The sequence below is a fragment of the Aminobacter sp. 01T433 genome (assembly GCF_056398585.1).
The window spans coordinates 26077-44999 of the sequence record NZ_JBFTPR010000018.1 but is presented as its reverse complement, the minus strand read 5'-3'; the positions used below and the strand labels follow the sequence as shown (position 1 = coordinate 44999).

The 18923-nt window shown below is 61.8% G+C and carries 18 protein-coding genes; 2 read left to right on the top strand and 16 right to left on the bottom strand.

Annotation, left to right across the window (positions count from 1 at the left end):
* Positions 1-3: 3 nt before the first annotated feature.
* From AC1DLV_RS24670 to AC1DLV_RS24635, 8 genes are all read right to left on the bottom strand, one after another.
* Positions 4-885: a carbohydrate ABC transporter permease gene (locus tag AC1DLV_RS24670; RefSeq protein ID WP_476802682.1), complete on the bottom strand. Its 882-nt coding sequence runs from the start codon at positions 883-885 to the stop codon at positions 4-6.
* Complete coding sequence (locus tag AC1DLV_RS24665; protein WP_476802681.1) at positions 882-1799, bottom strand: carbohydrate ABC transporter permease; 918 nt, start codon at positions 1797-1799, stop codon at positions 882-884. Before AC1DLV_RS24665 ends, AC1DLV_RS24670 begins: the two co-directional genes overlap by 4 nt.
* 63 nt (positions 1800-1862) lie before the next feature.
* Positions 1863-3116 carry an ABC transporter substrate-binding protein gene (locus AC1DLV_RS24660; protein WP_476802680.1) on the bottom strand — a complete coding sequence of 418 codons (1254 nt, stop codon included), beginning with the start codon at positions 3114-3116 and terminating at the stop codon, positions 1863-1865.
* Positions 3117-3198: 82 nt separating this feature from the next.
* On the bottom strand, positions 3199-4719 hold the full coding sequence (locus AC1DLV_RS24655; protein WP_476802679.1) for an aldehyde dehydrogenase family protein: 1521 nt from the start codon (positions 4717-4719) through the stop codon (positions 3199-3201).
* Entirely contained in the window at positions 4719-5498 is a 780-nt protein-coding gene (locus tag AC1DLV_RS24650) for an enoyl-CoA hydratase/isomerase family protein (protein ID WP_476802678.1), read from the bottom strand. The genes AC1DLV_RS24655 and AC1DLV_RS24650 overlap by 1 nt, the downstream gene beginning before the upstream one ends.
* Positions 5491-7101: an acyl CoA:acetate/3-ketoacid CoA transferase gene (locus AC1DLV_RS24645; RefSeq protein ID WP_476802677.1), complete on the bottom strand. Its 1611-nt coding sequence runs from the start codon at positions 7099-7101 to the stop codon at positions 5491-5493. The genes AC1DLV_RS24650 and AC1DLV_RS24645 overlap by 8 nt, the downstream gene beginning before the upstream one ends.
* Positions 7102-7105: 4 nt before the next feature.
* Complete coding sequence (locus AC1DLV_RS24640) at positions 7106-8107, bottom strand: Gfo/Idh/MocA family protein (protein ID WP_476802676.1); 1002 nt, start codon at positions 8105-8107, stop codon at positions 7106-7108.
* On the bottom strand, positions 8104-9141 hold the full coding sequence (locus AC1DLV_RS24635; RefSeq protein ID WP_476802675.1) for a LacI family DNA-binding transcriptional regulator: 1038 nt from the start codon (positions 9139-9141) through the stop codon (positions 8104-8106). Before AC1DLV_RS24635 ends, AC1DLV_RS24640 begins: the two co-directional genes overlap by 4 nt.
* Before the next feature lie 320 nt (positions 9142-9461).
* On the opposite strand from AC1DLV_RS24635, the gene AC1DLV_RS24630 reads away from it, so the two are divergent.
* Both AC1DLV_RS24630 and AC1DLV_RS24625 read left to right on the top strand, forming a co-directional pair.
* Positions 9462-10628, top strand: coding sequence for a dihydrodipicolinate synthase family protein (locus AC1DLV_RS24630; protein WP_476802674.1), 1167 nt, complete (start codon positions 9462-9464; stop codon positions 10626-10628).
* Between the two features lie 202 nt (positions 10629-10830).
* Entirely contained in the window at positions 10831-11076 is a 246-nt protein-coding gene (locus tag AC1DLV_RS24625) for a hypothetical protein (RefSeq protein ID WP_476802673.1), read from the top strand.
* Positions 11077-11183: 107 nt separating this feature from the next.
* On the opposite strand, the gene AC1DLV_RS24620 is transcribed toward AC1DLV_RS24625, so the two are convergent.
* The 8 genes from AC1DLV_RS24620 to AC1DLV_RS24585 all read right to left on the bottom strand — a co-directional run bounded on the left by AC1DLV_RS24620 (position 11184) and on the right by AC1DLV_RS24585 (position 18890).
* On the bottom strand, positions 11184-12248 hold the full coding sequence (locus AC1DLV_RS24620; protein ID WP_476802672.1) for an ABC transporter ATP-binding protein: 1065 nt from the start codon (positions 12246-12248) through the stop codon (positions 11184-11186).
* A 19-nt stretch (positions 12249-12267) separates the two neighbouring features.
* Entirely contained in the window at positions 12268-13059 is a 792-nt protein-coding gene (locus tag AC1DLV_RS24615) for an ABC transporter permease (protein WP_476802671.1), read from the bottom strand.
* Complete coding sequence (locus tag AC1DLV_RS24610) at positions 13056-13973, bottom strand: ABC transporter permease (RefSeq protein ID WP_476802670.1); 918 nt, start codon at positions 13971-13973, stop codon at positions 13056-13058. The genes AC1DLV_RS24615 and AC1DLV_RS24610 overlap by 4 nt, the downstream gene beginning before the upstream one ends.
* A 64-nt stretch (positions 13974-14037) precedes the next feature.
* Entirely contained in the window at positions 14038-15144 is a 1107-nt protein-coding gene (locus AC1DLV_RS24605; protein WP_476802669.1) for an ABC transporter substrate-binding protein, read from the bottom strand.
* Between the two features lie 239 nt (positions 15145-15383).
* On the bottom strand, positions 15384-16556 hold the full coding sequence (locus AC1DLV_RS24600; RefSeq protein WP_476802668.1) for an iron-containing alcohol dehydrogenase: 1173 nt from the start codon (positions 16554-16556) through the stop codon (positions 15384-15386).
* Positions 16557-16593: 37 nt separating this feature from the next.
* Positions 16594-17979 (bottom strand): aldehyde dehydrogenase family protein, encoded by a 1386-nt coding sequence (locus AC1DLV_RS24595; RefSeq protein WP_476802667.1) that lies wholly within the window; start codon positions 17977-17979, stop codon positions 16594-16596.
* Between the two features lie 16 nt (positions 17980-17995).
* Positions 17996-18415, bottom strand: a complete 420-nt coding sequence (locus tag AC1DLV_RS24590) for a type II toxin-antitoxin system VapC family toxin (protein ID WP_476802666.1) — start codon at positions 18413-18415, stop codon at positions 17996-17998.
* The gene (locus AC1DLV_RS24585; RefSeq protein WP_476836274.1) at positions 18405-18890 is read right to left on the bottom strand and encodes a helix-turn-helix domain-containing protein; all 486 of its coding nucleotides are present in this window, start codon (positions 18888-18890) and stop codon (positions 18405-18407) included. The genes AC1DLV_RS24590 and AC1DLV_RS24585 overlap by 11 nt, the downstream gene beginning before the upstream one ends.
* Positions 18891-18923: the final 33 nt, after the last annotated feature.

The following is an 18923-nucleotide window of genomic DNA, read 5'->3' as shown; positions in this document are numbered from 1 at the left end:
GGCTTACCCCTTGACCGCGCCGGCCATCAGGCCGCGCACGAAGTAGCGTCCGGAGACGATGTAGACGATGAGGGTGGGGAGCGCCGCGAGGATCGCGCCGGCAAAGTGGACGTTGTATTCCTTCACACCCGTCGACGAGTTGACCAGATTGTTCAGCGCAACCGTCAGCGGGATGGAATTGAAGCCTGAGAAGGACGAGCCGAACAGGAAGTCGTTCCAGATGTTGGTGAATTGCCAGATGACTGTGACAACGATGATCGGCCCCGACGACGGCAGCAGGATGCGGCGGAAAATCTGGAAGAAGCTCGCGCCGTCGATCTGTGCTGCGCGGATCAGCTCGGTCGGGAACGCCTCATAATAGTTGCGGAAGAACAGCGTGGTGAAGCCGAGGCCGTAGACGGCGTGGATCAGCACAAGCCCGGTGATCGTGCCGGCAAGCCCGGTCAGGCCGAGGATGCGGGCCGAAGGGATCAGCACGATCTGGAACGGAATGAAGCAAGCGAGCAGCATCATGCCGAAGACGATGCTGTCGCCCTTGAAGCGCCACTTGGTCAGCACATAGCCGTTGAGCGCGCCGAGCATGGTGGAAATGGCGACCGCAGGAACCACCATCAGCACCGAGTTGATGAAATAAGGCTTCAGCCCGACCGGTTGCACGCCGATCTGTGCCGTCGACCAGGCCGACAGCCAGGGCGCGATCGTCCATTGCTGTGGCAGCGCCAGCATGTTGCCTTGCCGGATCTCGTCGAGCGGCTTCAGCGAGTTCACCACCATGACGTAGAGCGGAAGCAGGTAGTAGATCGCAAACAGGATCAGCACGACATAGATGATGGCGCGGGCGAAGATGCTGTTGCGGGTGGCAACGTCTTGGGAAGCAGCGCTCATTTCTTCTTCCCCCCGAGTTCGGAGTAGAGATAGGGCACGATGATGGTGAAGATCATCATCATCATGATGATCGCCGAGGCGGCACCCATGCCCATTTCGTTGCGGCCAAATGTGAATTTCTGCATGAACAATGCCGGGGTCCAGGTCGCGGTGCCGGGGCCGCCATCGGTCATCGCCACCACAAGATCGTAGGACTTGATGGCAAGGTGGGCGAGCACGACGAAGGCTGAGAGGAACACCGGGCGCATCAGCGGAATGATGATGCGGCGATAGATGGTGAGCGTCGAAGCGCCGTCGATCTGGGCCGCCTTGATGATCTCGTTGTCGACGCCGCGCAGTCCGGCGAGGAACATCGCCATGACGAAGCCGGAGGACTGCCAGACCGCGGCAATGACGATGGTGTAGATCGCCATCTGGCCGTCCTTGATCCAGCGGAACGAGAAGCTCTCCCAGCCCCATGACTGCATGACGTGTTCGAGCCCGATGCCGGGATCGAGAAACCATTTCCAGGCTACGCCGGTGACGATGAAAGACAGCGCCATTGGGTAGAGATAGATCGGCCTGAGGAAACCTTCGCCTCGGATCTTCTGGTCAAGGAAGATGGCAAGCGCCAGGCCGATCGCGCTGCACACGACGATGTACAGCACCGAGAAGATGGCGAGGTTCTTGAGGGCCGTGATCCAGTTGGGATGATTGAACAGCCTGACATAATTGCCAAAACCGACCCAGGTCGAAAAGTCGGGCAACAGCTTCGAGCCGGAAAACGACAGGAAGGCCGTGAAGATGATGAAGCCGTAGACGAAGATGAGGATCACCGCGAAGCTTGGTGCCAGCACCAGCTTGGGCAAAAGGTCCTGCATCGTCGCGCGCGGGTTCGTTACCGCGCGGGGTGCGGTCGTCGTGAGATCGGCCATGGGTCCAGCCTCTGGGTTATCCGGTAAGGGTGCCCCGGCCGAAGCCGGGGCACGGGCCTAAATTTAGCCCTTGGCGGCGGCAACCGCCTCGACCAGGGACTTGGCGGCGGTCTTGGAGTCGATCTCGCCGTTGAAGTGGCGCGTCACCACGTCATAAAGCGCGTTCTTGATCGCTGCCGGTGCTGCATAGCCATGGGCCATCGAGCCGAACAGCTTGCCGCTGGCGCTGGCTTCCGCCAGGTCCTTGATGCCCTTCTTGCCGCAATCGTCGAAAGCAGTGTCAGGCACGTCGGTGCGCGCCGGCACCGAGCCCTTGACCACGTTGAACGACGACTGGAAGGCCGGATCTTCGATGTCGGCGGCCATCTGCAGCTGCGCCTTCTTCTTGTCGTCGCCGACCTTGAACATCATGAACATGTCGGAGTTGAAGGTGACGGCGCCCTGCGTGCCGGGGAAGCGGATGCACACGAAGTCGGTGCCCGGCTTCTGGCCGGCCTTGAGGAACTCGCCCTTGGCCCAGTCGCCCATCATCTGCATGCCGGCCTTGCCCTCGATGACCATCGCGGAAGCGAGGTTCCAGTCGCGGCCCGAGAAGTCCTTGTCGACATAGCTCTTGAGCTTGGTCATGCGGTCGAAGGCTTCGACCATCTTGTCGCCGCCCAGAGCGGCCGGATCGAGATCGATCATCGACTGCTTGTAGAAGTCGGTGCCGAGCGACAGCACGACGGCGTCGAAGATGGTCGCGTCCTGCCAAGCCTGGCCGCCATGGCCGAGCGGGGTGATGCCGTTGGCCTTCATCTTGTCGAGAACGACAATCAGCTCGTCCCAGCTCTCGGGCGCCTTGCCGCCGGCTGCGTCCAGCGCTTTCTTGGAGATCCAGACCCAGTTGGTCGAGTGCACGTTCACAGGTGCTGCGATCCATTTGCCGTCATGCTTGGCGAAGTTCTGCAGAGCCGCCGGAACGACCTTGTCCCAGCCTTCCTTGTCGGCCACTTCGCCGAGATCGCCGACAACGCCCTGGTTGGCCCAGTCGGTGATGTCGAAACCGAGCGCCTGCACCGCGGTAGGCGGATCGCCTGCGGTGACGCGGGCGCGCAGCGCGGTCATCGCCGCTTCGCCGCCGCCGCCGGCAACCGGCATGTCCTTCCAGGTGACGCCCTGGGCTTCGAGGTTCTTCTTCAGCACATCGAGTGCCGCGGCTTCACCGCCCGACGTCCACCAATGCAGCACTTCCACGCTGTCTTCGGCATGTGCCATCGGCATAGGCGCTGCAAACAGTGCCGCAACGGCTGCCGTACTCATCAAAAACTTACGCATTCCAGTTTCCTCCCGGTTGCAAGTTCCTCACGCATCATTGCGTGGCATAGATCCCTTCGGCCCCGCCTCGGGGAATTCCTCCTCAGGCCCGCGCCTCCTTCGGCATCCAGTGGCCGGTACGCGGTCCGATATGCATGTTGAGCGTCTTGGTCTCGGTGTAATCCTCCACCGCATGACGGCCGAGTTCGCGGCCGATGCCCGACTGGCGGTAGCCGCCGAACGGCAATTCGGAAGCCCCGTCCATGAAGGTATTCATCCACACGGTGCCGGCGCGTACGCGCCGGCCAACCGTAAGGCAGGTGTCGAAGTCGCGGCTCCAAACGCCAGCCGACAGGCCATAGTCGATCGAATTGGCGATACGGATCGCCTCGTCTGTGGTCTCGAAGGTAAGTACCGAAAGCACCGGTCCGAACACCTCCTCGCGCGCCACCGCCATGTCGGGGGCGACCGACGAAAGAATCGTCGGTTCCATGAACTGGCCGAGGCCGAGATCGGCGGCAGAACCACCGACGGCGACATCAGCGCCACTGTCTCTCGCACCTTTCACGTAAGTGACGATCTTCGCAAGATGCTGCGGCGTGATGATCGCGCCAACCTGCGTTTCGGGGTCGAGCGGATCGCCGACCTTGACCTTGGCGGACAGGGCCGCAACGCGTGCGGTGACCTCGTCGGCAATGTCGCGATGGACGATCAGGCGCGAGCCGGCGTTGCAGCATTCGCCGGCGTTGAAATAGGCGCCGAACACCGCCGCATCGATGAAATCATCGAGATTGGCATCGGGGAACACGATCTGCGGGTTCTTGCCGCCGAGTTCCAGCGACACCTTCTTCAGCGTCTGCGCCGCGTTCGCCATGGTGAGGCGGCCGATGCCGGTCGAACCGGTGAAGGACACCATGTCGACGTCGGGGTGACTGGTCAGCGGCGCGCCAGCTTCGGGGCCGGTGCCGACGATGATGTTGACCACACCTGCCGGCACGCCCGCTTCGAGCAGGATTTCGCCGAGCACCAGCGTCGAGCCGGAAGTCAGTTCCGATGGCTTGACCACCGCCGTGCAGCCGGCGGCGAGCGCGAAGGGCAGCTTCTGGCTGACGATCAGGAACGGGAAATTCCACGGCGTGATGATCGAAACGACGCCGATCGCTTCGCGCAGGACAACACCAAGCGTGCCGTCGCCAAGCGTGTTGTAGCTTTCGCCATGCAGGTCACGGGCAAGGGCCGCCGCATAGCGCCAGATGTCGGCGGCACCAGCCAGTTCGCCCTTGGCTTGCGAGATCGGCTTGCCGGATTCGATGCAGTCGAGGAAGGCGAGTTCGTCGGCCCTGGCGGCGATCATGTCGGCACAGCGCAACAAGATCAGCGAGCGCTCGGCACCGGTCATGCGCGGCCAGTGGCCATCGTCGAAGGCGCGGCGCGCCGCTTGGATCGCGCGCTCCGCATCGACCTTTGTCGCCGCCTGATAGCGGCTGACGACGACGCCATGGCCGGGGCTGGCGCGTTCGATCGTCGAGCCAGTCGAACCGCCAACCCACTGGCCGTCGATCAGCATGTTGAATTCGCGAACCTTGAAACCGTCGAGCGGCTTGGGGCGCATCAGGACCGTCATTACCATTCTCCCGAAAATTTCGCCGCGCGCTTCTCGCTGAAGGCGGCAAGCCCTTCCTTCAGGTCGCCGGTCTTGGCGACGAGGATCGAGCCCAGCGCCTCGACGGCGGTTCCATTGTCCTCGCCATTGGCGGTGGCGATCATCAGTTTTGCCACCTCGACTGCCGCTGGCCCACGCGCGGCGATCCTGACCGCGTAGTCACGTGCGGCAGCGACCGCCTCGCCAGTCTCGACGACCTTGTCGACCAGCCCGAATGCTGCCGCTTCATCGGCGGAAAAAATCTCGCCGCCCAGCGCCATGCGGCGCACGACCTGCGCACCGGCGCGACGCACCAGGCGCTGCGTGCCCGACCAACCCGGCACCATGCCGAGCCCGGTTTCCGGCAGGCCGATCTTCATATGCCGCTCGGCAATGCGGATGTCGGCGGCAATCGCCAGCTCCAATCCACCGCCCAGGGCATGGCCGTTGATGGCGGCGATCAAGGGCACGCGCAGGGTCGCCAGCCGCTCGAAGACACGATGGCCGAAACGCACCCAGGCATGGCCGAATTCGCTCGGCGTCATCGCGCCCCAGGCCTTGATATCGCCGCCGGCCGAAAACGCCTTGCCCTCGCCGGTCAGGATCGCAACGCGGATCTGCGCATTGGCCTCGACCTCGTCGCAGGCCACCGATAGCGCCTTCAGCATGTCGATGTCGAAGGCATTGAGCTTGTCGGGCCGTGCCGCCGTGATGACGGCGACGTGGCCTTCGAATTCGACCTTGATGCGCTGGTCAGCCATGGGCACGCTCCAGCTTGCGTTCGGCCTTGCGCGGTAGCTTGAGGCCGATCGGTGCGTCGGCAAACAGGGCAGCATCCATCTGCTTGAGCTTGTCCGAAACGATCAGCGGGAATTCCGACTGGTCGAGGATATGAGCCTTAAGGTCGACGCCGGGCGCGATCTCGGTCAACACGATGCCCCCTGATGTCAACTTCATTACGCAGCGCTCGGTGACATAGGTGATGTCCTGGCCCTGCTCGACGCCGCGCCGGCCCGAGAAGGTGACGTGCTCGACCTCGTTGACCAGCTTCTTGAGCTTGCCTTCCTTGTCGATCACCAGTTTGCCATCTGCGATGTCGAGCTTGGCGCCGGCATTGAACATGCCGGAAAAGACGATCTTCTTGGCGCGTGCGGTGATGTCGACGAAGCCGCCTGCGCCCGCCGTCACATGCGGTCGGAAGCTGAGCTTGGAAACATTGACCGAGCCGCTGCGGTCGATCTCGAGGAATGACAAAAGCGAGGCATCGAAACCGGCGCCCTGGAAATAGGTGAACTGGTAAGGCGACGGCATGAAAGCGTCGGCATTCGAGGCGCAGCCGAAGGCGAAATCGAGCAGCGGCACGCCACCGACTGCCCCTTGCTCGATCACCCAGGTGACTTCGCCATAGAGGCCTTCTTCGAGCAGGATGCGTGGCACGTTGGCCGAGATGCCGAAGCCGAGATTGACAGCACTGCCAGCTTCCAGCTCCTGCGCGACGCGGCGCGCGATGACCTTCTGGATGTTGAACTCCGGCACGCGGAAGCTGTCGAGCGGGCGCATGATCTCGCCCGAGATGGCCGGGTCGTAGGCCGTCTGCGTCGTCTGCTTCTGCTCGGGATCGACAACGATATAGTCGACCAGCATGCCGGGCACGCGCACGTCATGCGGCCTGAGCGAGCCGTTCTTGGTGATGCGCTTGACCTGGGCGATGACGATGCCGCCATTGTTGCGCGCGGCGAGCGCCTGATCGAGACCGCCGAGATAAGCGCCCTCATGCTCATAGGTCAGGTTGCCGCGCTCGTCGGCCGTCGTCGCCCGGATGATGGCCACCTCAGGGGCAATGACGGGGAAATAGAGCCAGTCTTCGCCTTCGAAACTGATCTTCTTCACCAGCGGCTCGGCGGCGGCTTTGGCGTTCATGGCGCAGCCCTGACGCGTCGGATCGACAAACGTGTCGAGCCCGATCTTGGTCAGCACGCCGGGGCGCTTGGCGGCAGCCTCGCGGTGCATGTCGAACATGATGCCTGAAGGCACGTTGTAGGCTGCGACCTCTTCATTGCCGATCATCTGCCAGATCAGCGGCGGCTCGGAACTTGACGGGCCCGACGGATAGGAGCCGCCGATGATCTTTTTGAGCAGGCCCTTTTTGGCAATATAGTCGACACCCTTGATGCCGCTCATGTCGCCTGCAGCGATCGGGTGCAGCGTCGTCAGATCGCGCGGATGACCTGACATCTCGAAGCGTTCGCCGATGGCCTTCAGCATGAGGTCCGGGCAACCCAGCCCACTCGACGACGACACCGAAACGACAGCGCCGTCCGGGATCAGGCTTGCAGCTTCCTCAGGCGTGATGTGCTTGCCCATCGCCTCAGAGCTCCGGCTCGATTGCAATCGCCGCGCCCGTCGCGGCCGACTTGGCGACGGCGAGCCCGGTGGCCAACGACCATACGCCGTCTTCGCCCGTTGCTGCCGGCGAACCCTTGCCGGCGACAGCCTCATGGAACGCGGCAAGTGCCGCCTCATACAGATTGTGCTGGCCAAGCGGCAGCTCGTGCTCACCTTCGGCATTGCGCAGGACAACCGAGCCGATCGGCTTTTGCGTCATCACGTTGCGCGCGATCAGCGAGCCCTCGGTGCCATGAACCTCGAAGCCGGTCTCGGCGAATTTCGTGGTGAAGGCATCATGGAACTGGGCGATGACGCCTGACTTGAAGCGCAGCACGCCCATGACCCCGTCTTCGAGACCGCGCATCCCCATGCCGCCGCTCTGGCTCAGTGCAATCGCTTCCACCGGGTCGTCATTCAGCACAAAGCGCAGCGTGTCGGCGTCGTGCACTGTGATGTCGAGGATCACGCCGCCGCCGGCCTGCGGCTTGTCGAGCCGCCAGCCCTGCAGATGCGGCGGCAGATAGACCGCGTGGAACACCCGCGCGGCCAGCGGCCTGCCGATCCGGCCCGAAGCGATCGCATCGCGCATGGCGCGGTGACTGGCAGCATTGCGCAAATGGTGGTTGGTGGCCATGACCACGCCGGCTTCGCGGGCCGCAGCGACCATCGCCTTGGCGTCGTCGAGCGACAGTGCCAAAGGCTTCTCGCACAATATGTGCTTGCCGGCCCGTGCTGCGGCAATCGCCTGGTCGCGGTGCAATTCATTGGTGGTCGAGATGTAGACGGCGTCGACTTCGGGATCGCCGACAATCGCGTCCAGCGAAGTGGCCGATTTGGCGATGCCGTTCTCCGCGGCATAGGCATGGCCGCGCTCAGCGTTGGTGCTCATGACGGAGACGACCTCGCCGCCGGTTGCCCGGATGGCGCCGATCACCCATTCCCTGGCGATGGTGCTCGCCCCGATCAGACCCCAGCGTGTCATGCCGTAAGCTCCTTCACCCGTTGCGGCGCACCGCAGCTTTCGCGCACCACCAGACGCACGGTGGCCACCATCGCCTCGGCGTCAAAATCGCCGGCATTGATCTGCTTGAGCAACAGCTGCGCTGCCCTGCGGCCCATGCCCTGCGGATCGACCGAAACGGTGGTCAGCGCCGGCACGGCGGTCTTGGCCTCGATCACGTCGTCGAAGCCGATCACGCCGAAATCGACGCCTGGCTCGATGCGCGCGCTGCGCAAGCCATCGCACGCCCCGAACGCCACGGCGTCGTTGAAGCACAAAGCAGCCGTCGGCCGGTCGGCCATGGACAGCATGCGTTCGACCGCTGCCACACCACCTGCGCGGGAAGGCGCGGAGCTGATGACAAGCTCGTCCGAAGCTTCGAGACCTGTCTCAAGCAGCGCGTCGCGAAAGCCGCGCATGCGTTCGTCAAAGACGGCGGTATCGCTGAACCCACCGAGAAAGGCGATGCGGCGATGGCCGAGTTCGATCAGGTGCCGCACAGCCGACATGGCGCCGGCGTGGCCGTCCGAAACCACCGACGATACTTTCAGGCCGGGCACGTTGCGCGCCACCAGCACGACCGGGATGCCGCTGTCGACCAGCGGCTTGAGGTCGGTTGCAGTCGTTCCACGCGCCGGCGACAGGATCAGCCCTGCCATGCCGTGCTCGCGCATCGAGGCGATGACCTCGCCCTGGCGGTCGGCATTTTCCGAGGTGTTGGCCATGAACTGGATGTAGCCGGCGGACTGCACGACCATGTCCATGCCCACGGCAAGCTCGGCAAAGAAGCTGTTGGTCAAGTCGTTGACGACGATGCCGACGATCTTGGATTTCGACTGCCGGAGATTGGCAGCGCCCCTGTTGTAGACATAGCCGAGTTCGCGGATGACGACGCCCACTTTGGCGCGTGTCCCCTCGTTGACCAGCGAGCTGCCCTGGAGCACCAGCGACACGGTCGACTTCGACACGCCAGCGGCGCGCGCAACATCGACAACTGTCACCTTAGGCTGCTTCAACTTGATCCTCCCGGCGGAGCTTTATGGCCCCGTTATTCGAGTCCAATAATTGGATCGTTCCAAATTGTCAAGCATGGCAAGACACCGAAATCTCGTACCTCCTTTGCAACATCAGCCTCCGCACACCACCACGGGATCTATCAGAAGCGGCCATATCATGTGCATTTGCAGTCGGTTGCGGCTTTCCCGATGGCAACTTCGTAACCGGAACGACACCTTTCGGCTTGGGGCCTCAGCTCGCCCCTGCAACAGTTCCATATTCCTTCTTGAAATTTGGAACGATCTAAATTACGAGTTCCAATCGATCAGGGGAGGAACCCATGGCCAGGTTTGTGAAACTTCCACAAGTGGACCGCACGGTCGTCGACTACCGGCTTGTCGGCACTCCGCTGGAGCGGCCCTCGGCGGTGCCCGTTTTCAACCGCATCGCCTATGCCGCAGCCCACGTTGTCTCTGACCCCTGGGCCGACGCAACCCCATGGAGCAAACCAGCGATCGACTGGGATACGACGATGGCTTTCCGCCATCACCTGTGGGGCCTGGGCTTCAAGATCGCCGAGGCGATGGACACCTCGCAGCGGGGCATGGGGCTCGACTGGGCCGGCGCACAGGAGCTGATCCGCCGCTCGCTCGACGAGGCGCGTTCCGTCCAAGGCGCCGACCTTGCTTGCGGGGCCGGCACCGATCAACTGGCCAAACAGGAAGCCAATTCGCTCGACGACATCATCGCAGCCTATGAAGAACAGGTTGGTTTCGTCGAAAAGCACGGCGGCCGCTCGATCATGATGGCAAGCCGCGCGTTGGCCCATGTCGCCAAATCGCCCGACGACTACCGCAAGATCTATGGCCGCATCCTCGGCCAAGCCAAGGACAAGGTCATCCTGCATTGGCTAGGCGACATGTTCGACGCCGAACTTCGGGGCTATTGGGGCTCCCCGCGTTTCGAGGATGCGCTCGACACCGTTCTTGGCATCATCGCCGACCACAAGGACAAGGTCGAAGGCATCAAGATCTCGCTGCTCGACCACGCCTGCGAGGTTGAATTGCGCCGCCGCCTGCCCGAGGGCGTGATCTGCTTCACCGGCGACGACTTCAACTATGCCGGCCTGATCGAAGGCGACGGCTTCAGGCACAGCCACGCACTGCTCGGCATCTTCGATGCGGTCGCACCCTCGGCATCGAAAGCGCTGGCAGCTTTGGCGCAAGACGACCTCGCCACCTTCCGCGCCACCATCGAGCCCACGGTGCCGCTGTCGCGAAAGATCTTCGAGGCACCGACGCAATATTACAAAGCGGGCGTCGTCTTCCTCGCCTGGCTCAACGGCCACCAGAGCCATTTCACCATGCCCGCGGGCATGCAGTCGGCACGTGGCGCGGTGCACTATGCCGATATCTTCCGCCTTGCCGATCAAGCCAATGTGCTCGACAAGCCCGACCTTGCCGTTGCGCGCATGGCAGCCCTGATGACGCAATACGGCGTCAGCTGAACTCTCGCATCAGCACAGGAACGCGTCACCGCGCTCCGCCCCGGCTTCGCCTCCCCCCAACAACCGACCCGCACCATTCTTGTGCATATGCTTGGAACCAAATCCGGCCTCGCGTGTTTAACTGCTGCTGGGGGAGCTGGCGCGCGCCCTTTGATTAGTGCGCGTGGGTGACATTGCTGAAACACACCAAAGGAGCACTTATATGAAAAAGTTCGTACTCGCCTTGGCCGTTGCCGGTACAATGTCGTTTCCCGCCTTCGCAGACGCCAATGGCGTGGTAAAGGAATACAACAAGGAAACGCGCGTCATCACGCTTGAAGACGGCACCAGCTGGACTATTGACCCCTCTATCGCCATCCCACCGGAAGTTGCGGCAGGCGCCAAGGTCGATATCCAGACCGACAAGAACGACAGCACCAAGGTGGTCGGCGTTCTCATCAATCCATAATCGGTAGCCGATTGCCAATTGCAGGCCACGGGCTCTGTCCGTGGCCTCTCATTTGACGGTTACTCGTTCTAGGCGCCCTGGAGCACCATCGCAGGTTGCTGTTGTACTTAGTGTAGTACCAGCACATCCCCAGAGGAAAAACTGATCTCGGTCTTTTCCCCGACGGCGGGCGGTGGGCTGTTGGGGCTATTGAAGGTATCGAGCGAGACCATGTTCTGGCCGATGCCGACACGGACGCGGATCACCGAGCCCAAGAAATGCACGTCAGCGATCTGCCCCGTCAGGCTTGAATCATTGCCCGCCTTGCGCCCGAGCGCGATGGCCTCAGGGCGAAGCGCAAACGACAGCGTGTCACCGGATTTCGACCCGTTGAGTTTGCCCTTGAGCCCGATCTCTTCGGCATTGATCTTGACCGTGCCCGAGGCAGCGTCGCTGATCGTGCCCTCAAGCACATTGAGCGTGCCGACAAAATTGGCGACGAACTTGGTCGAAGGCCGATTGTAGATCTCGAACGGCGTGCCCGTCTGGTCGGCGCGGCCTTCGTTCATCACCACGATGCGGTCCGACATCGACAGTGCCTCTTCCTGGTCGTGAGTGACGAAGATGGTGGTGATGCCGAGCTTCTTTTGGATCGAGCGGATTTCCTCTCGCAACGAAATGCGCACCTTGGCATCGAGCGCCGACAGTGGCTCGTCAAGGAGGAGCAGCTTGGGCTTGGGTGCAAGCGCGCGCGCCAAGGCGATACGCTGCTGTTGGCCGCCGGAGAGCTGATAGGGATAGCGGTCGCCGAAGTCGGGCAGCTTGATGATGTTGAGCATCTCGGCCACGCGGGCCTGGGCCTCCGCCTTTGGCATCCCGGCGACCTTGAGGCCGAAGCCGATGTTCTGGGCGACGGTCAGGTTGGGAAACAGCGCATAGGCCTGAAACACCATGCCAATGTTGCGCTGGTTGGGCTTGAGGCCGGTGACGTCCTTGCCGCCGATCATGACCTTGCCGGCCGAGGGTTCCTCAAAGCCGGCGACGATGCGCAACATGGTGGTCTTGCCGCAACCCGAGGGTCCGAGGAAAGAGACGAACTCGCCCGCGCCGACGTCAAGATTGAAATCCTTGACGACGGCGACGTTGCCGAAGGATTTCTTGACGTTCTGGATGGAAAGGAAAGGGTCGGCCATAGGCTTTTGCTCTTTTTGTTCAGTTCGGGCGATTTGCCGACTTCGGCGCGAAACGTGCGAGAATCTGGATCACCGACATGCAGCCCCAGGTGATGGCAAAGGCGATGACCGCAAGTGCTGCCGGCTCATAGGCGCGGTTGGCACCGATGTTCTGCAGATAAGGACCAAAGGCGGGACGGTTGAGCAGGCTCGCCAGCGTGAACTCGCCAATCACGATGGCAAAGGTCAAGAAGGCACCCGACAGCACGGCGATCAGCACGTTAGGCAGGATGACCCGCGCGATGATGGTCACCCAGCCGGCACCGAGGATCTGGGCGGCTTCAGTCAGCGTGCGCACGTCGATGGTGCGCAGGCCTGTGTCGACGGCGCGATACATATAGGGCAGCGCCAGCGTCGCATAGCCGATGACCAGCAGCGCATCGGTTCCCCGCGCCGACCCCAGGAACGGCAGCGGCGAGTTCGAACCATACATCCTGATATAGCCAAAGACGATGACGATCGCCGGAATGACGAGCGGCAGCAGCGTGATGAACTCGACGATGGGCCTTAGCTGCGGCATGCGCAGCCTGATCCAATAGGCCGTCGGCACGACAAGCAGCACGCCCAGGATGATCGTGAACACTGCAACCGTCACCGAATAGGCGAAGGTCTCCTGGAAGCGGGCGTCGCCGAGCACGACGCGGTAGGCGTCAAAGGAGTATTCGCCGCGCCGCATGCGCAGCGAAAACTCGAAGGTCGCGATCAGCGGAATGAAGAAATAGGCGGCGCCAATGGCAAAGATAAGCCAGGCCCAGAAGCGACTGGTCTTCATTTGAGCCACCTCTCACTGCGAGTCCTGAACCAGATATAGAAGATGTTGGCGAGACCGGTGACGAAGATCATGCCGAAGGCTAGCGCGTAGCCGAGATGCGGATTGTGCAGCACGTCGCCGCGGATCTGCGCATAAAGCTTGATCGGCACAATGTTGAGCGACGAACCGGTGAACGCATAGGCGGTGGCAATGGCACCGAACGAGTTGGCGAAAAGCAAGATGACAGTGCCGAGGAAGCTCGGCCACAAAACCGGGATCACGACCATCCGCCAGTATTGCCAGGTCGTGGCGCCGAGCGTTGCTGCCGCCTCCCCCCACTCGCGCTTCAGCCCGTCGATGGCGGGCGTGATGATGACGATCATCAGCGGGATCTGGAAGAAGAGATAAACGACGATCAGCCCCCACGAGCTGAGCACGTTGAAGCCCATCGCGTAGATGTTGATGCCGAAGGCGTCGCGCAGGATGACCGTCACGAGCCCGAGGCGGCCGAGGGTCGCCAGGAAGGCGAAGGCCAGCGGCACGCCGGCGAAATTCGAGGCGACGCCCGAAAACGTCATGGTTGACGAGCGCACCCAGGTGGGCAACCCGCCGCGCACGATGGCAATCGCCATGGCAAGGCCGACGAGAGCTCCGATGGTGGCGGAAAAGAAACTGATCTTGATCGACACCCAGTAAGAGTCGCGGATCGACTGGTCGATGAACAATTGCCGAATGTTGTCGAGCGTGTATTGGCCCTGGTCGTTCTGAAAGGCCCCGACGACGAGGTAGAGCGTCGGCAAGATCAGGAACATCAGTGCAAAGATGAAGAACGGCGCGACGCCGAGCCAATGGGTCGGCAGGCGGAAGCCTCTTTGCGCGTCCGGCGGCGCGGAGCGCGCGGCATCAGCCGTGGTGGTTATGCTGGCTTGGGTCATTCGTGCGCCGTCTTGAGAGAAAATACGGGCGGCCACGTGGCCGCCCGCGATGGCAGAAACTCAATTACTGGACGTTGGCGCCAACCACCGAATCCCACTGCTTGGTGATGGCTTCCTTGCTCTTGGCCTGGTCGTCAAGCGTCGGGAACACAGCCTTTTCATAGGCAGCGGCCGGCGGCAGCTTGTCGAGCATTTCCTGCGGAATCTTGCCGTTCTTGGCGAGATCGTTGAAGCGGATCGGGTGGCAATAGCCCTTCAGCCAGCCGAGCTGACCTTCGTCGGAATAGAGGTATTCCATCCACAGCTTGGCGGCGTTCGGATGCGGCGCATAAGCGCTGATTGCCTGAACGTAGACGCCGGCAACGACGCCCGACTTCGGAACGACGACTTCCACCGGCGGATTGCCGTTGAGCGTGTCGCGGCCAGCAAGGGCGTTGTAGTCCCAGGTGATCAGGATCGGGGTCTGGCCCTGGGCAAGGGTAGCCGACTTGCCGATGACCGGCACGAAGTTGCCCTTGGCGTTCAGTTCCTTGAAGAAGGCGAGGCCCTTTTCGGCAGCCGAAGCAGCGTCGGTGGCACCTGCGCCGAGACCAGCTGCGTAAACGCCCTGGATCGCCTGGTTGGACGCGCGCGGATCGCCAGCGAGCGCAACCGAGTTCTTGTATTCGTCCTTAAGCAGGTCGGCCCAGTCGGTCGGAACGTTCTTGATAAGGTCCTTGTTCACTTCGAACGACAGCACGCCGTAATAGTCGCCGTACCAGAAGCCGTCAGCGTCCTTGGCGGTATCGGGGATCGAATCCCAGGTCGAGACCTTGTAGGGCTGGATCAGGCCGTCGGCCTTGGCTTGCGGGCCATAGGAGAGACCGACGTCGATGACGTCAGGCGCCTGCGGGCCCTTGTTGTCCTTGTTGGCCTTGATGGCCTCGACTTCGTCGCTGGAGCCCGCATCGGGGTTCAGCTCGTTGACGGTGATCTCGGGGTACTTCTTCTTGAAGCCATCGATGACCGCGCCGTAACCGCACCAGTCATGCGGAAGCGCGATGGTGGTGAGCTGGCCTTCCGCCTTGGCGGCGGCCTCGAGCGCTGCGAGATCCTGCGCGGAAACGATCGCGGTCGTCACCATCAGCGACGCCGCGGTAAGGGAAAGCACTTTTCCCGTAAGCTTGAACATGTTGTCCTCTCCGTTGAACTGACGCCCTGAGACGCCTGCGATGCGGTATCGGCTTCATGTGACAATCGCATGAAGGTTAAATGAAGCCGGCGCGCGCAGTGGAAAAAAGTTAACTACTTTTAATCGTTTGTCGCAATCGTCGCCGTTGTTTACCGGCTAATTAAATTGCGGAAGCCTCCCCAAGCCCTCCCCTCTATTTTGCCGACTATACAAGTCGGGTTCGCGTTCCAGCACTAGTCTCAAACCGTCCCTTCGATGGCGTTTTCAAGCAAGCCGAGTGCTGCCTTCTTGGTGAGCTTGATCGGGTTGCCCCCAGCGGTCGGATCGACCACGGCCATGTCGGCGATCAGGGCTTTACGCTTCTTGTCCATGTCGAGACCCTTGATGAGCCCGGGCAGCGCGTGCGGCACCTTGAGTTCCTTGCGCAGCTTGATCACCGCCTTGGCAAAACCGTCGAAACCGCCCTTGATGCCGCAATAGGCGGCCAGCCGGACGATCTTGTCTTCGATCGCATCGCGGTTGAAGGCCAGCACGTAGGGCATGAAGACGGCATTGGTCATGCCGTGATGGGTGTCGTAGAGGCCGCCGATCGGGTGCGACAGGGAATGGATAGCGCCGAGACCCTTCTGGAATGCGGTCGCGCCCATCGCGGCCGCAGCCATCATGTTGGCACGCGCGGTGATATCCTTGCCGTTGGCATAGGCCTTGGGCAGGTTTTCAAAGACCAGCCGCACGCCCTCGACGCCGATACCGTCTGCCATCGGATGAAAACCGGGGGCGCAATATGCCTCGAGGCAATGCGCCAGCGCATCCATGCCGGTGCCGGCGGTGATGAATTGCGGCATGCCCACCGAAAGCTCCGGATCGGCAATGACGATGGCGGGCAGGATCTTGGGATGGAAGATGACCTTCTTGGTATGCGTCGCCTCATGCGTCAAAACGCTGGCGCGGCCGACCTCCGAACCGGTGCCGGCGGTGGTCGGAACGGCGATGATCGGTGCGATGGCGTCGGAGTTGGCGCGCGTCCACCAGTCGCCGATGTCTTCGAAATCCCACACCGGCAACGTTTGGCCGGCCTGGAAGGCGATCAGCTTGCCAAGGTCAAGCGCCGAGCCGCCGCCAAAGGCTATGACGCCGTCATGCTTGCCCTTCTTGAAGGCTGCGATGCCAGCGGTGAGATTGGACTCGACGGGGTTGGGGCGGACATCGGAAAAGACGCCGTAAGGCACCTTGGCGTCATCGAGGATCTTCAGCGTCGATGCGACGACCGGCAGTTTTGCCAGGCCCGGATCGGTGACGAAGAGCGGCTTCTTGATACCGGTGGCGGCGAGCGCATCGGGCAGTTCGGAGATGCGACCGGCACCGAAGCGCACGGTGGTCGGGTAATTCCACTTGGAAACGAGTTTGGACATGTCTTTGCTTTCAAGAAATCGATTGGCTTTCGGGAAATCAGATCTTTTCGCGCAGGTGATACGACTTCGGCCGGGTCAGGTTGTCGTAGCCGATCTGCGACAGCGCAGCACCCTTGCCGGTGTCCTTGACACCGGTCCACACGAGTGCGGGATCGAGATAGTCGCAGCGGTTCATGAACACGGTGCCAGTCTCGACGCGGTCGCCGATGGCAATTGCGTGCTCGGTGTCGGCAGTCCAGATCGAGGCGGTGAGGCCATAGGGGCTGTCATTCATCAAGGCGATGGCTTCTTCGTCATTGCGCACCTTCATGATGCCGACGATGGGGCCAAAGCTCTCCTCGCGCATCACGCTCATCTGGTGATCGACATTGGTCAGCACTTCGGCCGGCAGGTAGGGCGATCCAGCCTTGTCAGCCGCGTCCTTGGTGTTCATGTGCGCGACGGCACCCTTGCGCAGGGCTTCGGCCTTCTGCTCGCGAATGAAGTCGGCGAAGCGGGCCTGCGCCATCGGCCCCATTGTCGTTGCCTGCTCAAGCGGATTGCCGAGCACATAGCTTTTCGTTTCGGCGATGAAGCCCTCGACGAACTGGTCATAGACCTTCTCGTGGACATAGACACGCTCGATGCCGCAGCAGCACTGGCCGGAATTGAAGAACGCACCCTCGACGAGGTTGGCGACCGCATGGTCCATCTTGGCGTCGGGCAGCACGTAGGCCGGGTCCTTGCCGCCAAGCTCGAGGCCGAGCGTCATGAAGGTGCCGGCCGCAGCCTTTTCGATGGCACGCCCACCAGCAACCGAGCCGGTGAAATTGACGTGGTCGATCTTGCCGGAGGCGAGCAGCTTCTCGGTCTGGACGTGGTTCAAGACGATGTTCTGGAACACGCCCTTGGGCAGGCCTGCCTTGTCGAAGGCCTGCTGGAAACGCTCGCCGACGAGCAGCGTCTGGGCGGCGTGCTTCAAGATGACGGTCGAGCCGGCCATCAGTGCTGGCACGATGGTGTTGACGGCGGTCAGATACGGGTAGTTCCACGGCGCGATGACCATGACCACGCCGAGTGGGTCCTTGCGGACATAGCGGCGGAAGCCGTCCTTCGGGTTGGAGGCCAGCACCGGCTTGAGCGCCTGTTCGGCGATCTCGACCATGTAATTGGTGCGTTCCTTGACGCCGCCGAACTCGCCGCCATAGCGAACCGGGCGACCCATCTGCCAGGCGATCTCGGGCACGATCTCGTCGCTCATCGCGACCAGATGTTCCAGCATGGCCAGCATGTATTTGCCGCGCTCGGCAATCGAGGTCTGGGCCCAAGCGACCTGTGCGCTGCGGGCGCGCTCGACAGCAGCGTTGACCGCCTTGTCCTCGGCGATCGGCCGTTCTGCATAGATCGACCCATCGACGGGGGATTTGAGTTTTACGGTTTCCAAAACAGAGAACTCCAGTTCAACAAGGGATTGTCTTGACAAAGCCAGCCGCACCGTAGGCAAGGATTGCACGGTTCCGCGTGACGATTGCCAAGTTTTTCGATCTGGCTTGGGCTATGATGATGCGGTCCACCGGATCGTTGTGAACGCCACCGGGCAGAGACGAAGATTCAGCCAAAACCTCGCTGTCGACAGCTTCGACACGCACAGCTCCTGTTTCAACAAACTGCTGAAACCATACATACGGCGACTTGATGTACGGAAGCTGGCCTTTGGCCACAAGCACTCCGATTTCCCAAGCCGACATCGCCGAAACGGAGATCACGCCACCATTCCTTCGGACACTGATGACCTCTTCAACTGCAGTTCGTGCCACCGGCTGCTCGGTTGAAAGCCAGAGAATAAAGCACGTATCCAGCAGCAGCCCATCAGTTTTCATATGCCCTGCCCCAGTCCGGATCGGCAGGCCCGGTATAGTCGACGTCCGGTAGCAAGGTCAGCGTGCCAGCCATGCAGCCGAACAGGGGATCGGCCCCGCGCGGTGGGATGATGCGCTCCTCGTCTTCGTTATTTACGTTCGACGTGTCTTCGAAATCCAGCTGAGCCTCCATAAAGCCAGCACCGGGATGACCATCGCGCGCGGAAGCCCTACGCGTTGCGGAACCTTCTACTGCACGCATGTTCAAGCGATAGTTCACTTCATCACCCGAAACGCCAAGCAGCCTGGCTATTTGCGCAGCTTCGCCGGATTTGACCTGGCGCCTGCCATCAAACGCACGCGATAGCGCACTGGGATCCAGTCCCATCTTCTTGGCGACCTCTCTTAACGATAGATTTCTCTCCTCCAATCGATGAATGAACCAAGCCTTGTCGACCTTTGTCGGAGATGTAGACACATCAGCCTCACCAAGCATTGCAATAATCACATTTTGTCGCAACGTTGTGAT

Coding starts and splice junctions, on each gene's coding strand:
- AC1DLV_RS24600 (WP_476802668.1), bottom strand. CDS start 16,556: ATGTCCAAACTCGTTTCCAAGTGGAATTACCCGACCACCGTGCGCTTC.
- AC1DLV_RS24625 (WP_476802673.1), top strand. CDS start 10,831: ATGAAAAAGTTCGTACTCGCCTTGGCCGTTGCCGGTACAATGTCGTTT.
- AC1DLV_RS24620 (WP_476802672.1), bottom strand. CDS start 12,248: ATGGCCGACCCTTTCCTTTCCATCCAGAACGTCAAGAAATCCTTCGGC.
- AC1DLV_RS24670 (WP_476802682.1), bottom strand. CDS start 885: ATGAGCGCTGCTTCCCAAGACGTTGCCACCCGCAACAGCATCTTCGCC.
- AC1DLV_RS24615 (WP_476802671.1), bottom strand. CDS start 13,059: ATGAAGACCAGTCGCTTCTGGGCCTGGCTTATCTTTGCCATTGGCGCC.
- AC1DLV_RS24645 (WP_476802677.1), bottom strand. CDS start 7,101: ATGGGCAAGCACATCACGCCTGAGGAAGCTGCAAGCCTGATCCCGGAC.
- AC1DLV_RS24665 (WP_476802681.1), bottom strand. CDS start 1,799: ATGGCCGATCTCACGACGACCGCACCCCGCGCGGTAACGAACCCGCGC.
- AC1DLV_RS24660 (WP_476802680.1), bottom strand. CDS start 3,116: ATGCGTAAGTTTTTGATGAGTACGGCAGCCGTTGCGGCACTGTTTGCA.
- AC1DLV_RS24610 (WP_476802670.1), bottom strand. CDS start 13,973: ATGACCCAAGCCAGCATAACCACCACGGCTGATGCCGCGCGCTCCGCG.
- AC1DLV_RS24585 (WP_476836274.1), bottom strand. CDS start 18,890: ATGCTTGGTGAGGCTGATGTGTCTACATCTCCGACAAAGGTCGACAAG.
- AC1DLV_RS24655 (WP_476802679.1), bottom strand. CDS start 4,719: ATGACGGTCCTGATGCGCCCCAAGCCGCTCGACGGTTTCAAGGTTCGC.
- AC1DLV_RS24590 (WP_476802666.1), bottom strand. CDS start 18,415: ATGAAAACTGATGGGCTGCTGCTGGATACGTGCTTTATTCTCTGGCTT.
- AC1DLV_RS24605 (WP_476802669.1), bottom strand. CDS start 15,144: ATGTTCAAGCTTACGGGAAAAGTGCTTTCCCTTACCGCGGCGTCGCTG.
- AC1DLV_RS24650 (WP_476802678.1), bottom strand. CDS start 5,498: ATGGCTGACCAGCGCATCAAGGTCGAATTCGAAGGCCACGTCGCCGTC.
- AC1DLV_RS24630 (WP_476802674.1), top strand. CDS start 9,462: ATGGCCAGGTTTGTGAAACTTCCACAAGTGGACCGCACGGTCGTCGAC.
- AC1DLV_RS24640 (WP_476802676.1), bottom strand. CDS start 8,107: ATGACACGCTGGGGTCTGATCGGGGCGAGCACCATCGCCAGGGAATGG.